Source organism: Streptomyces sp. NPDC048612, from assembly GCF_043199295.1.
GTDB lineage: Bacteria > Actinomycetota > Actinomycetes > Streptomycetales > Streptomycetaceae > Streptomyces.
The window spans coordinates 346,598-363,637 of sequence record NZ_JBICVV010000001.1 but is presented as its reverse complement, the minus strand read 5'-3'; the positions used below and the strand labels follow the sequence as shown (position 1 = coordinate 363,637).

Genomic DNA, 17,040 nt, shown 5'->3' with positions numbered 1-17,040 from the left:
CCGGTCCCGTCCGGCGGGTGGGCCCTGGCCGGGCCACCGGACCGGCCCTGACGCACAGTCAACCGGAGGAGTGCCGCCATGCCCCTGCTGGAGCCGGACCCCGAGACCCTGCGGCCCACCGCCCCCGGCGGCCCGGCCCACGACCGGGTGGCCGGCCCGCGGGCGTCCGGCACCCCCGAGCCGCTGCGCGGTGAACTGACCGCGCTGCTGGGTGCGGAAAAGGTGCTCCACGGCCTCTCCGACCTGGTCCGCTACGCCTCCGACGCCAGCCCGTACCGCTTCGTGCCGCAGGTCGTGGTGGTGGCCGAGGACCTCGACGACATCTCCGCGGTCTTCTCCTACGCGCACGGCAGGGGCCGCAAGGTCGTCCTCCGGGCCGCCGGGACCTCCCTCAACGGCCAGGCGCAGGGCGAGGACATCCTCGTCGACGTGCGCCGGCACTGGACGGGTGTCCAGGTGCTCGACGGCGGGGCCCGCGCCCGCATCCGGCCGGGGACCACCGTGCTGCGCGCCAACACCACGCTGGCCCGCTACGGCCGGGTGCTGGGGCCCGATCCGGCCAGCGCCGTCGCCTGCACGCTGGGCGGAGTGGTCGCCAACAACGCCTCCGGGATGACGGCCGGCACCACCCGCAACTCCTACCGGACACTGGCCTCGGCCACCCTCGTGCTGCCGTCGGGCACGATCGTCGACACCGCGGCGCCGGACGCCGACGCGGAGCTGGCCGTTGCCGAACCGGCGCTGTGCGCGGGCCTGCTGGGGCTGAAGGCGGAGATCGAGGACGATCCGGAGCTGGTGGCCCGCATCCGCGCCAAGTACGCGCTCAAGAACACCAACGGCTACCGCCTCGACGCCTTCCTCGACGGCGCGACACCGGTACAGATCCTGCGCGGCCTGATGGTCGGCTCCGAGGGCACCCTCGGTTTCGTGGCCGAGACCGTCTTCGACACCCTGCCGCTGGACCGGTACACCTCCAGCGCGCTGCTCTTCTTCCCGACGCTGGAGGCCGCCGCCTCGGCCGTACCGCTCTTCAACGCGGCGGGCGCGCGGGCGGTGGAGCTGATGGACGGCAACACGCTGCGCGCCTCGGTGCGGGTGGCCGGGGTGCCCGCCGACTGGGCCGCGCTGCCCAAGGAGACCACCGCGCTGCTGGTGGAGTTCCGGGCGCCCGACGAGGCCGGCCAGGAGGCGTACGAACGGGCCGCGGCGCGGGTGCTGACGGAACTGGAACCGGTCGCGCCGGTCCCGTCCGTCACCAATGCCTTCACCCGGGACGCGGCAGCGATCGGCGGTTACTGGAAGGCCCGCAAGGCGTTCGTGACGGCGGTGGGCGGCTCCCGGCCGCCCGGGACGACGCTGATCACCGAGGACTTCGCGGTACCGCCCGACCGGCTCGCCGAGGCCTGTACGGCCCTGCTGGAACTCCAGTCCCGGCACGGCTTCGACGCCGCGGTGGCCGGCCACGCGGCACACGGCAATCTGCACTTCCTGCTCGCCTTCGACGCGGCGCGGCCGGCCGAGGTGGCCCGCTACGCCGCCTTCATGGACGCCTTCTGCCGGCTGACCGTCGAGCGCTTCGACGGGTCACTGAAGGCCGAGCACGCCACCGGCCGGAACATCGCGCCGTTCCTGGAGCTCGAATGGGGCGCGCGGGCCACGGAGTTGATGTGGCGGATCAAGGAGACCGTGGACCCGCACGGCATCCTGGCGCCGCGCGTGCTCCTCGACCGCGACCCGCGGGCCCATCTGCGCGGACTGAAGACCATCCCCCGGGTCGAGGCGCGCGCCGACCCGTGCATCGAGTGCGGCTTCTGCGAACCGGCCTGCCCGAGCGGGGACCTGACCACCACCCCGCGCCAGCGGATCGTGCTGCGCCGGGAGATGCTGCGCCAGCCGGCCGGCTCCCCCGTCACCACCGCGCTGCTGGACGCCTACGGCTACGACGCGGTGGACACCTGCGCCGGCGACTCGCTCTGCGCCGCGGCCTGCCCGGTGGGCATCGACACCGGTGCGCTGATGAAGGACTTCCGGCACCGGCGGCACAGTGCGCGCGAGGAGTGGGTCGCCGCGCGGTCCGCCCGGCGGTTCGGGGCGGTCGAACGGGCGGCGCGGCTGGCGGTGGGCGCGGCCGGCCTGATCGGTGACCGGGTACTGGGGCCGGTGACCGGCGCCGTCCGTAAGGCCGTACGTCCCGATCTGGTGCCGGAGTGGCTGCCGTGGATGCCCGGTGCGGCGCCCCGGACGCGGCCCGTGACCCGGCGGGCCGGGGCGGCCGCGGTCTACTACCCGGCGTGTGTGAACCGGATCTTCGGGCCGCCCGCCGGGTTCGACGGGCTGCCGCTGCCCGAGGCGGTGGTGGCGGTGTCGCGGCGGGCGGGCCGGCCGGTGTGGATTCCGCCGGAGGTGGCCGGCACCTGCTGCGCCACGATCTGGCACTCCAAGGGATACCGGCGCGGGGCCGAGGTGATGGCCAACCGCGTCGTCGAGGCGGCCTGGGGCTGGACGGCCGGCGGCCGGCTGCCGCTGGTGGTGGACGCGTCCTCGTGCACGCTGGGCCTCGCCCATGAGGTCGTGCCGTATCTGACGCCCGGAAACCGTGGGCTGCACTCCGGGCTGACCGTCGTCGACTCGGTGGTCTGGGCCGCCGACGAGCTGCTGCCCCGGCTGGAGATCACCCGCACGGTCGGCTCGGCGGTGCTCCACCCCACCTGCGCCATGCAGCACTTGGGCGGCGGGAGCCGGCTGCGCCGGGTCGCCGAGGCCTGTGCGCGGGAGGTCGTGGTGCCGGACGACGTGGGCTGCTGTGCGTTCGCCGGGGACCGCGGGATGCTGCACCGGGAGCTGACCGAATCGGCCACCGCGAAGGAGGCGGCCGAGGTGACCGCCCGGCACTTCGACGCGCATCTGTCGGCGAACCGGATGTGCGAGGTCGGCATGGACCACGCGACGGCGGGCCGGGGCTACCACTCGGTGCTCCAGGCACTGGAGAGGGCGACCCGGCCCGCTTGAGGGCGTGCCGGTCAGCGCTTCACGTGCAGCGCCACCGCTCCCTTGGCCGGGACCGAGAGCCGGGCCTTCCCGTCGTCCCCCACGGTGACCGTGTGGCCGTCGCACGCGGACGGCGCGGCCGCCACGACATCGCAGTAGGTACCGGCGGGCAGCGAGGTCGCGAAGGTCTGCTTCAGCTCCGCGTCACCGTTGTTGAGGGCGACGAACCCCTTGCCGTCCCGGCCGAAGGCGATCGCGCTGCCGCCGTTGTCCCACCAGTCGGTCAGCTCGGCCGAGCCCACCGCGTTGCGGAAGCCGACCATCCCGGTGACCGCCCGCTCGGCGTGCTGGCGGGTCCAGCCCTCGCTGCCGCTGGGCGGTCCGGCGTCCTTGTCGGACCACTCGTAGCCGGAGTAGACGTTCGGCGACCCGTAGGGCGAGGCGAGCATGAAGACGTTGGCGAGCGTGTAGGCCGCGCCGTCCTTGTAGGTGAGCGTCGAGCCGTTGCGCTCGGTGTCCCAGTTGTCGACGAAGGTACGGGCCTTGTCGCTGCCGAGCTTGCCGTCCGCGACGGACTTGAGCTGGGCCAGACCGCCGCCCTGGAGGGCGCTCTTGAGGTGCTGGCCGTAACGGAACTCGTCGACGTCGCCGGTGCCGGTGTACTCCTCGGGCTGCACCGCCTCGCCGGCGCCGTGGATGACCTCCTGCACCCAGTAGCCGGGGTCGCGCATCTTGCCCTTGATAGCCGCGAGGTCCTCGGCGGAGAGGTGCTTGGCGGCGTCCACCCGGAGGCCGTCCACGCCCAGGGACCGCAGGTCGTCGAGGTACCTGGCGATCGTGGTGCGGACCTCGTCGCGGCCGGTGTCGAGGTCGGCGAGGCCCACCAGTTCGCAGGTCTGGACGTCCTTGCGGTCGCCGTAGTCGGAGATGCTCTTGCGGCAGCCGTGGAAGTCCTGGTCCTGGTAGGTGCCGGGGTAGTCGTACTTGGTGTACTTGGTGCCGCCGGTGCCCGTACCGGCGCCCGCCGCCATGTGGTTGACGACGGCATCGGCGATGACCTTGACGCCCGCGCCGTGGCAGGCGCTGACCATCGAGGCGAACGCGGGCCGGTCGCCCAGCCGTCCGGCGATCTTGTAGCTGACGGGCTGGTAGGAGGTCCACCACTGGTCGCCCTGGATGTGCTCGGTGGCGGGTGAGACCTCGACGTAGCCGTAGCCGGCCGGGCCGAGCTGGTCGGTGCAGGCGCGGGCGACGTCCGCGTACTTCCACTCGAACAGCGTGGCGGTGACGGTCTTTTCGCCGGGCGGCACGGCCTGGGAGGACCACGGCGCGAAGGTGGCGAGGCCGGCCGCGGCCAGCACCCCTGCCAGCGCCCCGCCCAGCACACGGGAACGTTGCTGCATTGTGCGGCTCCTTGGTCATGGGGCGCGGCAGCGCGCACCGCGCCCACGAGAGCAGCCACGCGCCGGCCGCCATGGGGGGATTTCCGTATCGGAGCCTGCCGTTTACCTCGTGAACACGTCAAGGCTTTCCGCAAGTGTTTTCAGTGACTTGCGAAAGCTTCTGGCGGCAGCGCGTCCGGCCTTGCCGCAAAGAGTCCGGTCATGCGGCAAAGAGTCCGAGCGTGCCGTAACAAGAGTCCAATCGGCCCTCTTGTGCCCCGGCCCGACGGCCGACAGGGTCCTGACCGAGGTTCACGTATGCCCCGGCACACCAGCGCTCCTGGAGGACCGATGAACGAGGCACCATCGCAGAACCACGACCACAACGACCCGGGGCCGAGCCGCCGTTCGGTGCTGTGGACCGCCGGTGCGGCGGGCGCCGGACTCGGGCTCGGCGGCCTCCCGGCCACACCGGCCGCCGCGGCCGCTCCCGGCGCGGCCGCCCCCGCGACACCGGCCGCCGCGGTTCCGCGTGCCGCGGGCAGCACGATGATCGGCGTGCCGTTCGAGCGGCGCGGCACCGTACGTGTCGGCATCATCGGCCTCGGCAACCGGGGCGGCAGCATGATCGACCTCTTTCTCGCGGTGCCGGGCGTCCGCGTCGTCGCGCTGTGCGACCCGGTGAAGGAGAAGACCGCCAAGGCCGCCAAGAAGGTCACCGCCGCGGGGCAGCCGGCGCCCGCCGTCTACACCAACGGCGAGCAGGACTTCGAGAACCTCTGCAAACGCGGCGACCTCGACTTCGTCTACGCGGCCACGCCCTGGGACCGGCACTTCGACATGGCGAAGACCGCGATGCTCAACGGCAAGCACGTGGGCGTGGAATGCCCCCTCGCGCTGCGCCTGGACCAGCTGTGGGAGCTGGTGGACCTCTCCGAGCGCACCCGCCGGCACTGTATGCAGCTGGAGAACTGCTGTTACGGCAGGAACGAGATGCGGGTCCTGCGGATGGCCCACGCGGGCCTGTTCGGCGACCTGCTGCACGGCGCCGGCGCCTACAACCACGACCTGCGCGGCCTGATGTTCGATCCCAAGTACTACGAGGGGCCCTGGCGCAGGCTGTGGCACACCCGGCTGCGCGGCGACCTCTACCCCAACCACGGCTTCGGTCCGGTCGCCAACTACATGGACGTCAACCGCGGTGACCGCGCCGTACGGATCTCCAGCTTCGGCACGCCCGCGCTCGGTCTCGCCGCCTACCGCAAGACGCACATGCCGGCCAACGACCCCAGCTGGAAGGAGTCGTACATCGAGAGCGACCGGACGATCAGCCTCGTGCAGACCGCCAAGGGGCGGGTGATCCGGCTGGAGCACGATGTCTCCACCCCGCACCCCTACAGCCGGATCAACAGCCTCGGCGGCACCAAGGGCGTCTTCGAGGACTATCCCGAGCGGATCTATCTGGAGCCGGACCAGAGCAACGACGAGTGGGGCGACTTCGGGAAGTACGCGGAGTGGGACCACTGGCTGTGGAAGGAGCACGCCAACCCGCCCGGCGGACACGGCGGCATGGACTACATGCTGGTCTTCCGGCTGATGCAGTGCATGCGGCTGGGCCTCGTACCTGACTTCGACGTCTATGACGCGGCGACCTGGACGGCGCCGGTGCCTTTGAGCGACCTGTCGATCAGGGCGAAGGGCGCCCCGCAGGAGATCCCCGACTTCACCCGCGGACTGTGGAAGAAGGCGCGGCCGGGGATGGACTCGAAGAAGCCCGAGGAGTAGGAGCCCGGAGCGCCCCGGGGCCCGGCGGGCAGCCGCACGCGCCGGGCCCGGCGGTGCAGCAGCGCGGAGCCCACCAGGCAGGCACCGCGCCCTCGTCCAGGGACGTCGATGTGCATCCCGGCACCGGGTGGTGAAGACCTTGGCGGCAGAAGACCAGGGGCACGATCACCGTCCCGATATGCCCCTCAGGCCGCCAAGTGCGCCTTGTCCCCCATGACGACGACGGGGTGCCGCGCCGGGTCCAGGGCGCGCAGCAGCGCCCGCATCCCGGCCTTCGGGACGCTGACACACGCGGAGGTGCCGCTGCCGTGGTCGAGATGCAGCCAGACCCCGCCCCCCTTGGACTGCCCCTGCGGCCGGGTCGGGTCCAGCGGTGAGGTCCCCTTGACGCGGTTGTAGTTGATCGCGACGACGTAGTCGAAATCGTGCCGGGTGCTCTTGGCCCAGTACGGCGGCGGGGTGAACGCCGAGGAGTGCGTATAGGGCAGCTTGGCGCCGGGGTCCGCGAGCACACCGCCCGCGTCGGTCAGCGTGAACACGCCGACGGGGCTGCGCTTGTCGCCCTCGTGGTGGTTCACCGTCCAGCCGCGGCGACCGTTGTGCGCATCCCAACTCCCCTTGCGGTCCCAGCCCTTGGCGCCCTTGTCATAGAGGACGACGGTGGCGTCGGCGGAGTCCACACCCGCGCCGTAGACCGCCACGACCTGCCGGGACGCGGCCGGGATACGGGACCGCAGCGCCGGACCGACCTCGGGGATGTGCGCGAGGTGCGTGGTGGCCGCGCCGCCGCGGGCCGGGCCCCCGGGGCGCTCCCCCTTCGCCGCGCCGTCGTCCTTGCCGCCGCCCCGGCCGTCGCCCGCGCCTCCGCAGCCCGCCAGAAGAACCAGCCCCGCCGCGGCCACCGCCGCCGTCCGCATCGCCCTGCCCGCTGTCCGCATGGACCCATGGTCGCACCACGGGCGCGGCGGCCGTTCAGCGCCGGCCGGCCCCCCTTCCGACCGCCCCGTTGTTGTCCGGATCGCGCGGGCACAGCGGAAAAACCGTTTGAAATCCACCCAGCCCGCGGGCCAGTCTTCCCAGACCTCCGCCGGTGACGAGACCGGCCGGGAGGACATTTCACCTGCCGGGACGGCCTGCTGCCGCCCCCTCACCACGACTCCGGCTGGGACAGCATGCACCTTCGTGACCTTCCGTACCCCGACCCGGGCGTCCCGGACGTCCGTACGGGCGGCGCCTTTCTCCGGTGGCTCTGCGGACAACAGCTCGGCGGACAGTTCAAGGCCCTGCTCTGGGGGCTGGTGAACGTCGGCTCCATCGCCGCCTCCCCGCTGCCGGTGGGGCTCGCCGTGCAGGCCGTGGTGGACCGCGACGGCGGCCGTCTCCTCCTGGCCGGCGGTCTGATCCTGGCCCTGGGCGTACTGATCGCGGTGGGCGACACCATGGTCCACCGCGCGACCGTCGCCAACTGGATCACCGCCGTCACCCGGATGCAGCAGCTGCTCGCCCGTAAGACCACGGAACTGGGCTCCGCCATGACCCGGCGGGTCGCGGCCGGCGAGATCGTCACCGTCAGCACCGGCGACCTGGAGAAGATCGGCTGGTTCGCCGAGGCCCTCTCCCGGTTCGCCGCGTCGGCGCTGACCGCGGTCGGCGTCGCCGTCGCGCTGGCCTTCTACCAGCCGGCACTGGGCGTGCTGGTGGCCGTCGGCGTTCCCGTACTCGCGCTGGCCGTCCTGCCGCTGCTGCCGCCCGCCACCCGCCGCGCCGACGCCCAGCGCGAACAGGCCGGCCGGGCCACCGAGCTGGCCTCCGACACCGTCGCCGGACTGCGCGTCCTGCGCGGCATCGGGGGCGAGGAACTCTTCCTCGCCCGCTACCGCAGCGCCTCCCAGGACGTCCGCAGGGCGGCCGTCCGCAGCGCCCGGATGTGGGCCCTGATCTCGGCCGTGCAGGTGCTGCTGCCGGGCCTGCTGCTCATCGCGGTGGTCTGGTACGGCGCCCGGCTCGCCCTCGACGGCACCATCGCGGTCGGCGATCTCGTCACCATCTACAGCGCGGTCACCTTTCTGCTCTTCCCGCTGCGCCACTTCGAAGAGATCGCCCAGGCCTACGCGTTCGCCAAACCGTCGGCGAAGCGCACGGCCCGCGTCCTGGCCCAGCAGCGGACGGCCGGCGGACAGGTCCAGGAGCCGGAGACGCCGCCCACCGGCACGCTGTACGACCCGGTCAGCGGGCTGACCGCGCCGGCCGGCCGGCTGACCGCCGTGGTCTGCGGCGACCCCGACGCCGCGGGCCGGCTCGCCGAACGCCTCGGCGGACACCCGCCGCGCGCCGACGAGGACGGTGACCACCCGGCCAGCCTGTCCGTCGTCCTCGGCGGCACCCCGCTCGACGACCTGCCACGGGACACCGCCCGCCGCGCCGTCCTCGTCCAGGACAAGGACCCGGTGCTGCTGTCCGGCACGCTCGGCGAGCTGCTCGACGTACCGGCCTCCGGCCGGGTGGACGCCAGGGACGCGCTGGCCGCGGCCCAGTGCAGCGACGTACTGACCGCGCTGGCGCAGGCCTCGGTGGACGACTCGGGAGACCCGATGCACACCCACATCACCGAGCGCGGCCGGTCGCTGTCCGGCGGGCAGCGGCAACGGCTCGCCCTCGCCCGGTCGCTGGTCACCGACCCCGAGGTGCTGGTGCTCGACGAGCCGACCAGCGCCGTCGACGCCCACACCGAGGCCCGGATCGCCGACGGTCTGGGGACGGTCAGGACCGGGCGCACCACCGTCGTGCTCACCTCCAGTCCGCTCCTCCTGGACCGGGCCGAGCAGGTGGTGTTCCTCCAGGACGGCAAGGCCGTCGCCACGGCCACCCACCGCGAACTGCTGCACAGCCACCCCGCCTACCGCGCGGTCGTCACCCGCGACACGGAACCCGAGCCGGCGCTGTCCACCGGCCAGACCGAGGAGACCGCATGACCGGCCTGGCGCCGCCGGACCACGACCCGGACGCCCCGCAGACCCTCACCACACTCCCCGTCGGCTCACCGGCCACCGTCCGCGGCTACGTCCGCGGCCTGATCCACCGGCACCGCAAAGCTTTCACCGTCCTCATCGTGGTGAACGCCGCCGCGGTGATCGCCTCCATGGCCGGCCCGTATCTGCTCGGCGGAGTCGTCGAGAAGCTGTCCACGGGCGTGCGCGACCTCCAACTGGAGCACACCCTCGCGGTGTTCGCCCTCGCGCTCGCCGCGCAGACGGTGTTCGTGCGGATGGTCCGGCTGCGCGGGGCGATGCTCGGCGAGCGGATGCTGGCGGATCTGCGGGAGGACTTCCTCGTACGGTCCGTGGCACTGCCGCCGGGCGTACTGGAGCGGGCCGGCACCGGCGATCTGCTGTCGCGGATCACCACGGACATCGACCGGCTCTCCGAGGCGATGCGCGAGGCCGTGCCGCAACTGGCCATCGGTGTGGTCTGGGTGGCGCTGCTGGTCGGCGGCCTGACCGTGACCGCGCCACCGCTGGCCCTGTCCGTGCTGATCGCGCTGCCGCTGTTGGTCGTCGGCTGCCGCTGGTACTTCAAACGGGCGCCGCACGCCTATCGTTCGGAGGCCGCCGGTTACGCGGCGGTGTCCGCCGTACTCACCGAGTCCGTGGACGCGGGGCGTACGGTCGAGGCCCACCGGCTGGGCGCCCGCCGGATCGCGCTGTCGGAGCGCCGCATCCGGGAATGGACCCAGTGGGAGCGCTACACGCTCGCGCTGCGCTCGGTGCTCTTCCCCGTCGTCGATCTGGCGCATGTGCTGCTCCTGGCCTCGGTGTTGCTGCTCGGCGGCGCCTTCGTCCTGCAGGGCTGGATCAGTCCCGGGCAACTGACGACCGGGGCACTGCTGGCGCAGATGATGATCGAACCGGTCGGCATGATCCTGCGCTGGTACGACGAGCTGCAGGTGGCCCAGGTGTCCATCGCACGGCTCGTCGGCGTCCGGGAGATCCCGCCGGAGGCCACCGACGCGGACCGGCGCCCCGACGGGCGGGACCTGCACGCCGACGGGGTGAGCTTCGGCTACCGCGCGGGCGCCGATGTGCTGCGCGAGGTCTCGCTGCGAGTGCGGCCGGGGACCCGGCTGGCCCTGGTCGGGCCGTCCGGCGCGGGCAAGTCGACACTGGGCCGGCTGCTGGCCGGTATCTACGGGCCCCGCGTCGGCAGCGTCACCCTGGGCGGCGCCGAACTCTCCACCATGCCGGCCGAGCGGGTCCGTGAGCAGGTGGCGCTGGTCAACCAGGAACACCATGTCTTCGTCGGCTCGCTCCGTGACAACCTCCTGCTGGCGCGCACCGGCGCGGCCGATGCCGAACTGTGGGCCGCGCTCGGCGCGGTGGACGCCGACGCCTGGACGCGGGCCCTGCGCAAGGGGCTGGACACCGAGGTCGGCTCCGGCGGCCACGCCCTGACTCCCGCCCAGGCCCAGCAGATCGCACTGGCCCGGCTGGTACTGGCCGACCCGCACACCCTGGTCCTGGACGAGGCGACCTCCCTGCTCGACCCACGGGCCGCCCGCCACCTGGAACGATCCCTGGGCAGGGTGCTCGACGGCCGTACGGTCGTGGCCATCGCCCACCGGCTGCACACCGCGCACGACGCCGATGTGATCGCGGTCGTCGAGGACGGCCGGATCAGCGAACTGGGCAGCCACGACGACCTGGTCGCCGCCGGCGGCGCCTACGCGGCGCTGTGGCAGTCCTGGCACGGCTGAGGCGCGTACGGTACGGCACGGCGGCGCAGACCTCATGAGGTCTGCGCCGCCGATGCGCGCTGCGGAGCGGGGGTCAGCCGGCGGAGCCGCCGTGCATCGCCTTGCGCAGATCGCGCGTCTGCTGTGCGAGCGTCTTCAGATCGACCTTCTTGAGGGAGCGCGTGGTCGCGTCGCCCACCCCGATCACGTCGACGACCGAGGTGCTGTCGGCCCAGACACACAGCGGGATGTAGAAGCCGTCGCCCTGGGAGATCCCGCAGCGCAGAATGGCTCCCTTCGCGCCGGCATCCTGGACGTCGAAGTCCTTCGGCGCGACGGCCATGTCGTTCGGGGCGAACGCCGCCCGCACCCGCTGCGCGGGGTCGGACACCGTGCCCGCGCCGGTGTGGACGCCCAGGTTGACCGAGGGATTGTTCGCCGGACGGTAGACCCCGTCGGTCCGGGTCAGGCCCTTCAGCTCCGGGTATTTCGCGGGGGCCAGCTTGTCCGGCGTGTACATCATCTTGGTGAGCTCCGCGTCATAACGAAGCTCCGTCCCCGCCGACTTCACCACCTTGGGCGCGGCCGGCTTCTCCCCCTGGGGCGTGCCCTGCCCCGCTCCCCCGTCACCCTGGCTCTGCTCTTGCCCCTGCCGGGCCTCGGCGTCGTCCCCACCGCCGAGCTGCGACCACACCAGAAAGCCACCCCCGGCGAGCAGCACGACGACCACCAGGACAACGGTGACGATCAGTCCGGTACGGGGCTTGCGCGGCGCCGGAGGAGGCGGCGGAGCGAAGCCCGCGCCCCCGCCCTGGCCCGGCAGTCCGGTCGGCGGCGTCGGCCCGTTCTGCGGAGGAACCGGCGCGCCGGGGTACGGAGGCAGCGGGGCGCCCGGTCCGGGTGGCGGCATCTGCGGCGGCTGGTGGGTCACGGTTGTCGGGTCCTCATCATCGGTTGCAGGAGCCCGGTCATCCTTCCGTATGGCGTGAAGTCGGCTGCGGCAGGGGCCCGGTGGGCGGGGTCCGGAAGTCCGCGAGGCCGCGGAGAAAGGACAGGCCGGGGCGGCCGGCGAGCCGGCTCGTGCCGACGACGGCGAACCCCGAGCGGGCCAGCACGGCCCGCGAGGCCGCGTTGTCGAGCGTGGTCGCGGCACGCAGAGTGGTCAGCCCATAGCCGTTGGCGGCAAGGCCGCACATCTCCCGTACGGCCCAGGTAGCCAGCCCGCGCCCCGCGGCCCGCTCCGCGATCCGGTACCCGAGTTCGGCGCCGCCACCCTCCACATCCACGAGGTTGACCCGCCCCAGCACCTCCCCCGCGGTGCCGACCAGCACATGGAAGTAACAGACCCCGGCCTCCTGTTCGGCGAGCAGGGCGCGGAACCGCTCGCCGAACCGCGCGAAGTAGTCGTCGCCCCGGTCAGGGACGGACGCGGCGAAGTAGGCCCGGTTCTCCTCCTCGAAGGCGAGTAGCGCGGGGACGTGGCCTGGGCGCAGCAGCTGTATCTCGGGCATGAACGGGAATATAGGGAACATAGGGAGCTTGGTGGGCGGTCTGGCAGTTTTTTTGTGGCGGCGTTCGGGGGGGGGCGGTGTTTGTCTCCTGGTCGCTGTTCCGGCGGTTTCGCCTTTCCGGCATTCCGCTGCCGGCCGCTCCTCCTCGCCCCCTCATCCCGTCCCCTCCCATCCCGTTCCCTCCCCTCCCTGTCAGGGAGTTGTGAGAACGAAGAGCTGTTGGGTCGCCCGGGTCATCGCGACATAGCGGTCCACCGCGCCTTCGATTCCCGTGCCGAACCCCTCCGGGTCGACGAGGACGACCAGGTCGAATTCCAGTCCCTTCGACAGCTCCGGGGGCAGCGAGCGGACGCGGGCCGTCGACCGGAAGGCGGGGTCGCCGATGACACAAGCGGTCCCTTCGGAATGGGCGGCGAGCCAGGTGGCGAGGATCGAGTCCCGGTCCGCGGCAGACCCGTGGACGACGGGGATGCCGCTGCTGCGGATGGAGGCCGGCACATTGGCGTCCGGGAGCACGGCCCGGATGACCGGCTCGGCCTCTGTCATGACTTCTTCCGGCGTCCGGTAGTTGAGGGTCAGGGACGCCAGGCTGACCCGGTCGAGCCCGATCCGTTCGAGCCGTTCCTGCCACGACTCCGTGAACCCGTGCCTGGCCTGGGCGCGGTCCCCGACGATGGTGAAGCTCCGGGACGGACAGCGAAGCAGCAGCATCTGCCACTCCGCGTCGGTCAGTTCCTGCGCCTCGTCCACGACGATGTGCGCGAACGGGCCGGCGAGCCGGTCCGGTTCGGCTCCGGTCAGCACGCTCTCATCGATCAGGCGCTCCTGCAGATCCTGTCCGCGCAGCATCGTCACCGCCGCTTCACCGTCGTCATCGGCGGCGAGCACATTGTCGATGACATCGGCCATACGCGCCCGTTCGGCGGCGACAGCGGCCCGGTGCCGACGCTGACGCCGTGCCGCCTCCGGGTCACCGAGCCGCTGCCGCGCCGCGTCCAGGAGCGGCAGGTCGGACACGGTCCACGCCTGCGGCGCCTCCTTGCGCCGCAGCTTGCGCACCTCCTCGGGCCCGAGCCACGGAGCGCATCTCCGCAGGTAGGCGGGTACCGACCACAGGTCGCCGACGAGGTCGGCCGCTTCGAGCAGCGGCCAGGCGCGGTGGAGCGTCGTGACCAGCTCTGCGTCCTGCCGCAGCGACCGCTGGAAGAGCTCGGGCGGAACATCGCCGCCGAGCTTGTCGCTCAGGATCGTGGCCAGCTCCTCCCAGATCTGCTCACGCGCCTCGTTGTGCGGCGTACCTGGTTCCGGTGCTGCGAACGCCTCGGCCCAGTCGTCGGCGCTCAGCCAGACGTCGGCCCAGTCGGTCGTGACCGTCATCCCTTCGGCGGGCGGCTCCTCGTAGAACCTGACGGCCTCCTCGATCGCCCGCACCATGAGCGCGGACGACTTCAGCCGGGCCGCCTCCGGGTCGGCCTCGACCCCGGCCGCGGCGCCCTCGGCCACAAGGTCCCGCACCGTGCAGGTCTGCACGCCCTCCTCCCCGAGGCTGGGGAGGACATCGGCGACATAGGACAGGTACGGCCGGTGCGGACCGACGAACAGCACACCGCCCCGACGGTGACCGAGCCGCGGGTCGGAGTAGAGGAGGTACGCGGAACGGTGCAGCGCGACGACGGTCTTCCCCGTACCCGGCCCGCCGTCCACGACGAGAGCACCGCGGGATTCCGCACGGATGATGGCGTCCTGGTCGGCCTGGAGGGTGCCGAGCACATCACGCATCCGTGCCGACCTGCTGCTGCCCAGGCTCGCGAGGAACGCGGACTGGTCGTCGAGCGCGGCGTGCCCGGCAAACCCCTCCGGGGTGAACACCTCGTCCCAGTAGTCGCTGATCCGGCCGCGGGTCCAGCGGTATCTCCGGCGGCTGGCCAGACCCATCGGGTGGGCATGGGTAGCGCCGAAGAACGGCTCGGCCGCCGGGGAACGCCAGTCGAGCAGCAGCCGGCGCCCCGCGCTGTCCGTGAGGCCGAGCCGCCCGACGTACACCGGCTCGGGGTGCTCCGCACTGACCATGTGCCCGAGGCACAGATCCAGGCCGAAGCGGCGCAGGGCACGCAGCCGGGCGGTCAGCCGGTGGACCTCCGCGTCCCGGTCCATCGCCTGCCGACCCACGCCACCGGGCGCCCGGCGCTCGGCATCGAGACGTGCGGACAGTTCGGCGATCGTCTGCTCCAGGCTCTCCGCCAGGGCCGCGAAGTGCTCCTCGTCCCCGGCGATCAGCGCCGGGTCGGCCTTGGGGGAAGGGTGTCCGGAATGGTGGTCGGAAAGGTGGTCGGAAAGGTCAAACACGCTGGTGGTCAGCGGGTTCACGTCATAGCTCCGTTCTGAGACTGCTTGCACCGCGGGGCGGGGGGTGGTCGTGTTCGGGTTGGGGGCGGTTCGGGGGGGGCGGGGGCGAATTGGGTCGGTGGGGAGAGGGGTGGTGGGCTCGTGTCCTCGTGGGCTCGTGGGCCGGTCGCCGCGGGGGCGGTTCTCGGGCTCTGCTCGCCGGGGAGAGCAGTACTTTTCGTCTGGCTGCTGGGGAGGGCCCGTGCGCTGGTCGCCAGGGGGAGCTGCTCCCGTCCACTGATCGCCAGGAAGGGCGATCTCCCCGTGAGCCGGTCGCCAACGACACGGGTCTGGCGGGCTCCAGCCTGGCTCGACGAACCGATCCGAGCCCGCCGCACTCACGCCGACATCGACGGCGCTCTCAGTTCCCCGCGTCGAGCAGCAGCTCCGCGGCCACCGCCGCCCCGTCGGTGCGGACCGTGCCGGCCACAGCCCTCGCTCGTGTCCGGGTCTCAGGGGCCAGGGCCGACTCAAGCGCGGCCGACAGGGACTGGAAACCCGGCGTCGGACCGTCGTGTGCCACACCGATGCCCAGCTCAGAAACCCGCCCGGCCCAGTACGGCTGATCCGCCGCCTGGGGCACCACCACCTGCGGCACACCGGCCCGGGCGGCCGTCGTCGTGGTACCCGCGCCCCCGTGGTGCACCACACCGGCCACCCGGCCGAACAGCACCTGCTGGTTGACCTCACCGACGGCGAAGCAGTCGTCCCGGTCGTCGATCAGGGCCAGGTCGGCCCAGCCGCGGCCGACGAGGACGCGGTGGCCCTGCGCCCGGACCGCCTCGACGGCCACCCGGGCGGCGGCCGGCGCTCCGTGCAGGGGCATGCTGCCGAAGCCCACGTACACCGGTGGTGCGTCGGCCTCCAGGAACGCCACCAATGCGTCCGGCAACGGGCGCTCGTCCGGCAGAAACCACGCACCGGTCTGGACAAGGTCGAGGTCCGGCGTCTCCCGCCACGGGTCGAGGACCGGGTCCGTCGCCAGCCACGGCCGGTCGCCGACGACATAGGCACGAACGTCGTCCACCGGGGGCAGGCCGTTCGCCACCCGGTTCGTGTTGAGCGCCGCACCGAACAGCGCGTTGATGCTCTGTGCGTCCAGGTCCCACAGCACCCGGTTGTCAGTCACCCCCTGCGGGAACGGCCGGCCCGGATATGCCATCGGCGGGTGGTGCGGCGACGGCAGTTCCAGCTGCTGGAAGCTCACAGACACCGAGCGCATGCCCAGCTTCTCCGCCACCGACAACGCGCCGGCCGCGGCCGGCAGCATCCCGGTCGCGACCAGTACGTCGCACCCCTCGGCCGCCACGCCGACCTCGCCGAACTGGGCAGCGATCAACTCGGCCGCGTACCGGGGCAGGGACGACGGCTGCGGCGCCGCAGCCGTCAGCTCCCGCGCCGACGGACCGATGGGCACCATCGGCACACCCACGCCCGCAAGCCGCCCCTCGAACTCCTCATCCGGCGGCGCACACACCCGCACCTCCGCCCCGAGCGCCCGCAACCGCACCGCGAGCCCCACCAACGGTTCAACGTCCCCGCGCGACCCATACGTCGACAACAACACCCGCACTTCGCCCCACCCATTTCCACAACTTCCGGCTTCGGCGGGCGATTCTGCGCCACAACGGGGGCCTTGCCGCAAGCCCCCCAGTGCGCTATACCTTGAGAGTGGCAAGGAGCGGACAAGCTCCTTGCTTTTGTTTTTGCGGGGGCTTTTGGTCTTCCCTCGGCCTTTCATCGTGCTCTCTGAGCGGAAAGACCCTGCGAGAAACGGCTGATGCAGGCGCCGAGCAGCCGCTACTCCGCACAAGCACCTGAGCGGGTCTGGCGTACGCTCGCAAGCAGCGGTACGAGGCCTGGTGCGCCCCAGCGCTGTCGGCGAATGCAGACGGACCACTGAATCCGTATGCCGCGAACTGCACCACCGGCCCGACGGTTATCGGACGCACCGCCTGCTGACACCTCACTGGGAGGCCACCGAGCGGCGTCGGTCGGTCTGGGTGGGGCTGCCGGACTGGCGCGGACAGCTGCATTTGGGAATAGGAAGCCAACAGATTCGTCGCACCTATTCCGGGATTACCCGACCTGCCGTGGGCGGAAGGCCGTGCATGCGCCTGGGCTGACGACGAGTTCGCAGAGACGGATCACACCTGGGTAAGGGAACACCACGACGGCCCCGCCCTATTACACCCGCCCTACTACAGAGAGCCATCGCTCAACGCGGCCTCGTCATCAACGGCTTCGCCACGTTCACGCC

The 17,040-nt window shown here is 72.3% G+C and carries 10 protein-coding genes; 4 read left to right on the top strand and 6 right to left on the bottom strand.

What is annotated here, in order from left to right; translation table 11 throughout:
• Positions 1-78 precede the first annotated feature (78 nt).
• A complete protein-coding gene (locus ACGFN2_RS01385) occupies positions 79-3,009 on the top strand; it encodes an FAD-binding and (Fe-S)-binding domain-containing protein (protein WP_393356618.1) in 2,931 nt (976 codons plus the stop codon).
• 11 nt (positions 3,010-3,020) lie between these two features.
• On the opposite strand, the gene ACGFN2_RS01380 is transcribed toward ACGFN2_RS01385, so the two are convergent.
• Positions 3,021-4,391 (bottom strand): alpha-amylase family protein, encoded by a 1,371-nt coding sequence (locus tag ACGFN2_RS01380; RefSeq protein WP_393356616.1) that lies wholly within the window; start codon positions 4,389-4,391, stop codon positions 3,021-3,023.
• Positions 4,392-4,721: 330 nt separating this feature from the next.
• Between ACGFN2_RS01380 and ACGFN2_RS01375 the strand changes: the two genes are divergently transcribed.
• A complete protein-coding gene (locus tag ACGFN2_RS01375) occupies positions 4,722-6,155 on the top strand; it encodes a Gfo/Idh/MocA family protein (RefSeq protein WP_393356614.1) in 1,434 nt (477 codons plus the stop codon).
• A 185-nt stretch (positions 6,156-6,340) separates the two neighbouring features.
• On the opposite strand, the gene ACGFN2_RS01370 is transcribed toward ACGFN2_RS01375, so the two are convergent.
• On the bottom strand, positions 6,341-7,093 hold the full coding sequence (locus ACGFN2_RS01370) for a hypothetical protein (protein WP_362610198.1): 753 nt from the start codon (positions 7,091-7,093) through the stop codon (positions 6,341-6,343).
• A 234-nt stretch (positions 7,094-7,327) separates the two neighbouring features.
• Between ACGFN2_RS01370 and ACGFN2_RS01365 the strand changes: the two genes are divergently transcribed.
• Positions 7,328-9,127, top strand: coding sequence for an ABC transporter transmembrane domain-containing protein (locus ACGFN2_RS01365; protein ID WP_393356612.1), 1,800 nt, complete (start codon positions 7,328-7,330; stop codon positions 9,125-9,127).
• Entirely contained in the window at positions 9,124-10,905 is a 1,782-nt protein-coding gene (locus ACGFN2_RS01360) for an ABC transporter ATP-binding protein (protein ID WP_393356610.1), read from the top strand. Before ACGFN2_RS01365 ends, ACGFN2_RS01360 begins: the two co-directional genes overlap by 4 nt.
• 73 nt (positions 10,906-10,978) lie before the next feature.
• Here the strand turns inward: ACGFN2_RS01360 and ACGFN2_RS01355 are convergent, their stop codons facing one another.
• The 4 genes from ACGFN2_RS01355 to ACGFN2_RS01340 form a co-directional block, all read right to left on the bottom strand.
• Complete coding sequence (locus tag ACGFN2_RS01355; RefSeq protein ID WP_393356608.1) at positions 10,979-11,815, bottom strand: hypothetical protein; 837 nt, start codon at positions 11,813-11,815, stop codon at positions 10,979-10,981.
• 37 nt (positions 11,816-11,852) lie between these two features.
• Positions 11,853-12,395 (bottom strand): GNAT family N-acetyltransferase, encoded by a 543-nt coding sequence (locus ACGFN2_RS01350; RefSeq protein ID WP_362610206.1) that lies wholly within the window; start codon positions 12,393-12,395, stop codon positions 11,853-11,855.
• A gap of 192 nt (positions 12,396-12,587) precedes the next feature.
• On the bottom strand, positions 12,588-14,762 hold the full coding sequence (helR, locus tag ACGFN2_RS01345; protein ID WP_393356606.1) for an RNA polymerase recycling motor ATPase HelR: 2,175 nt from the start codon (positions 14,760-14,762) through the stop codon (positions 12,588-12,590).
• Between the two features lie 379 nt (positions 14,763-15,141).
• On the bottom strand, positions 15,142-16,353 hold the full coding sequence (locus ACGFN2_RS01340) for a glycosyltransferase (protein WP_393356604.1): 1,212 nt from the start codon (positions 16,351-16,353) through the stop codon (positions 15,142-15,144).
• Between the last annotated feature and the right edge of the window lie 687 nt (positions 16,354-17,040).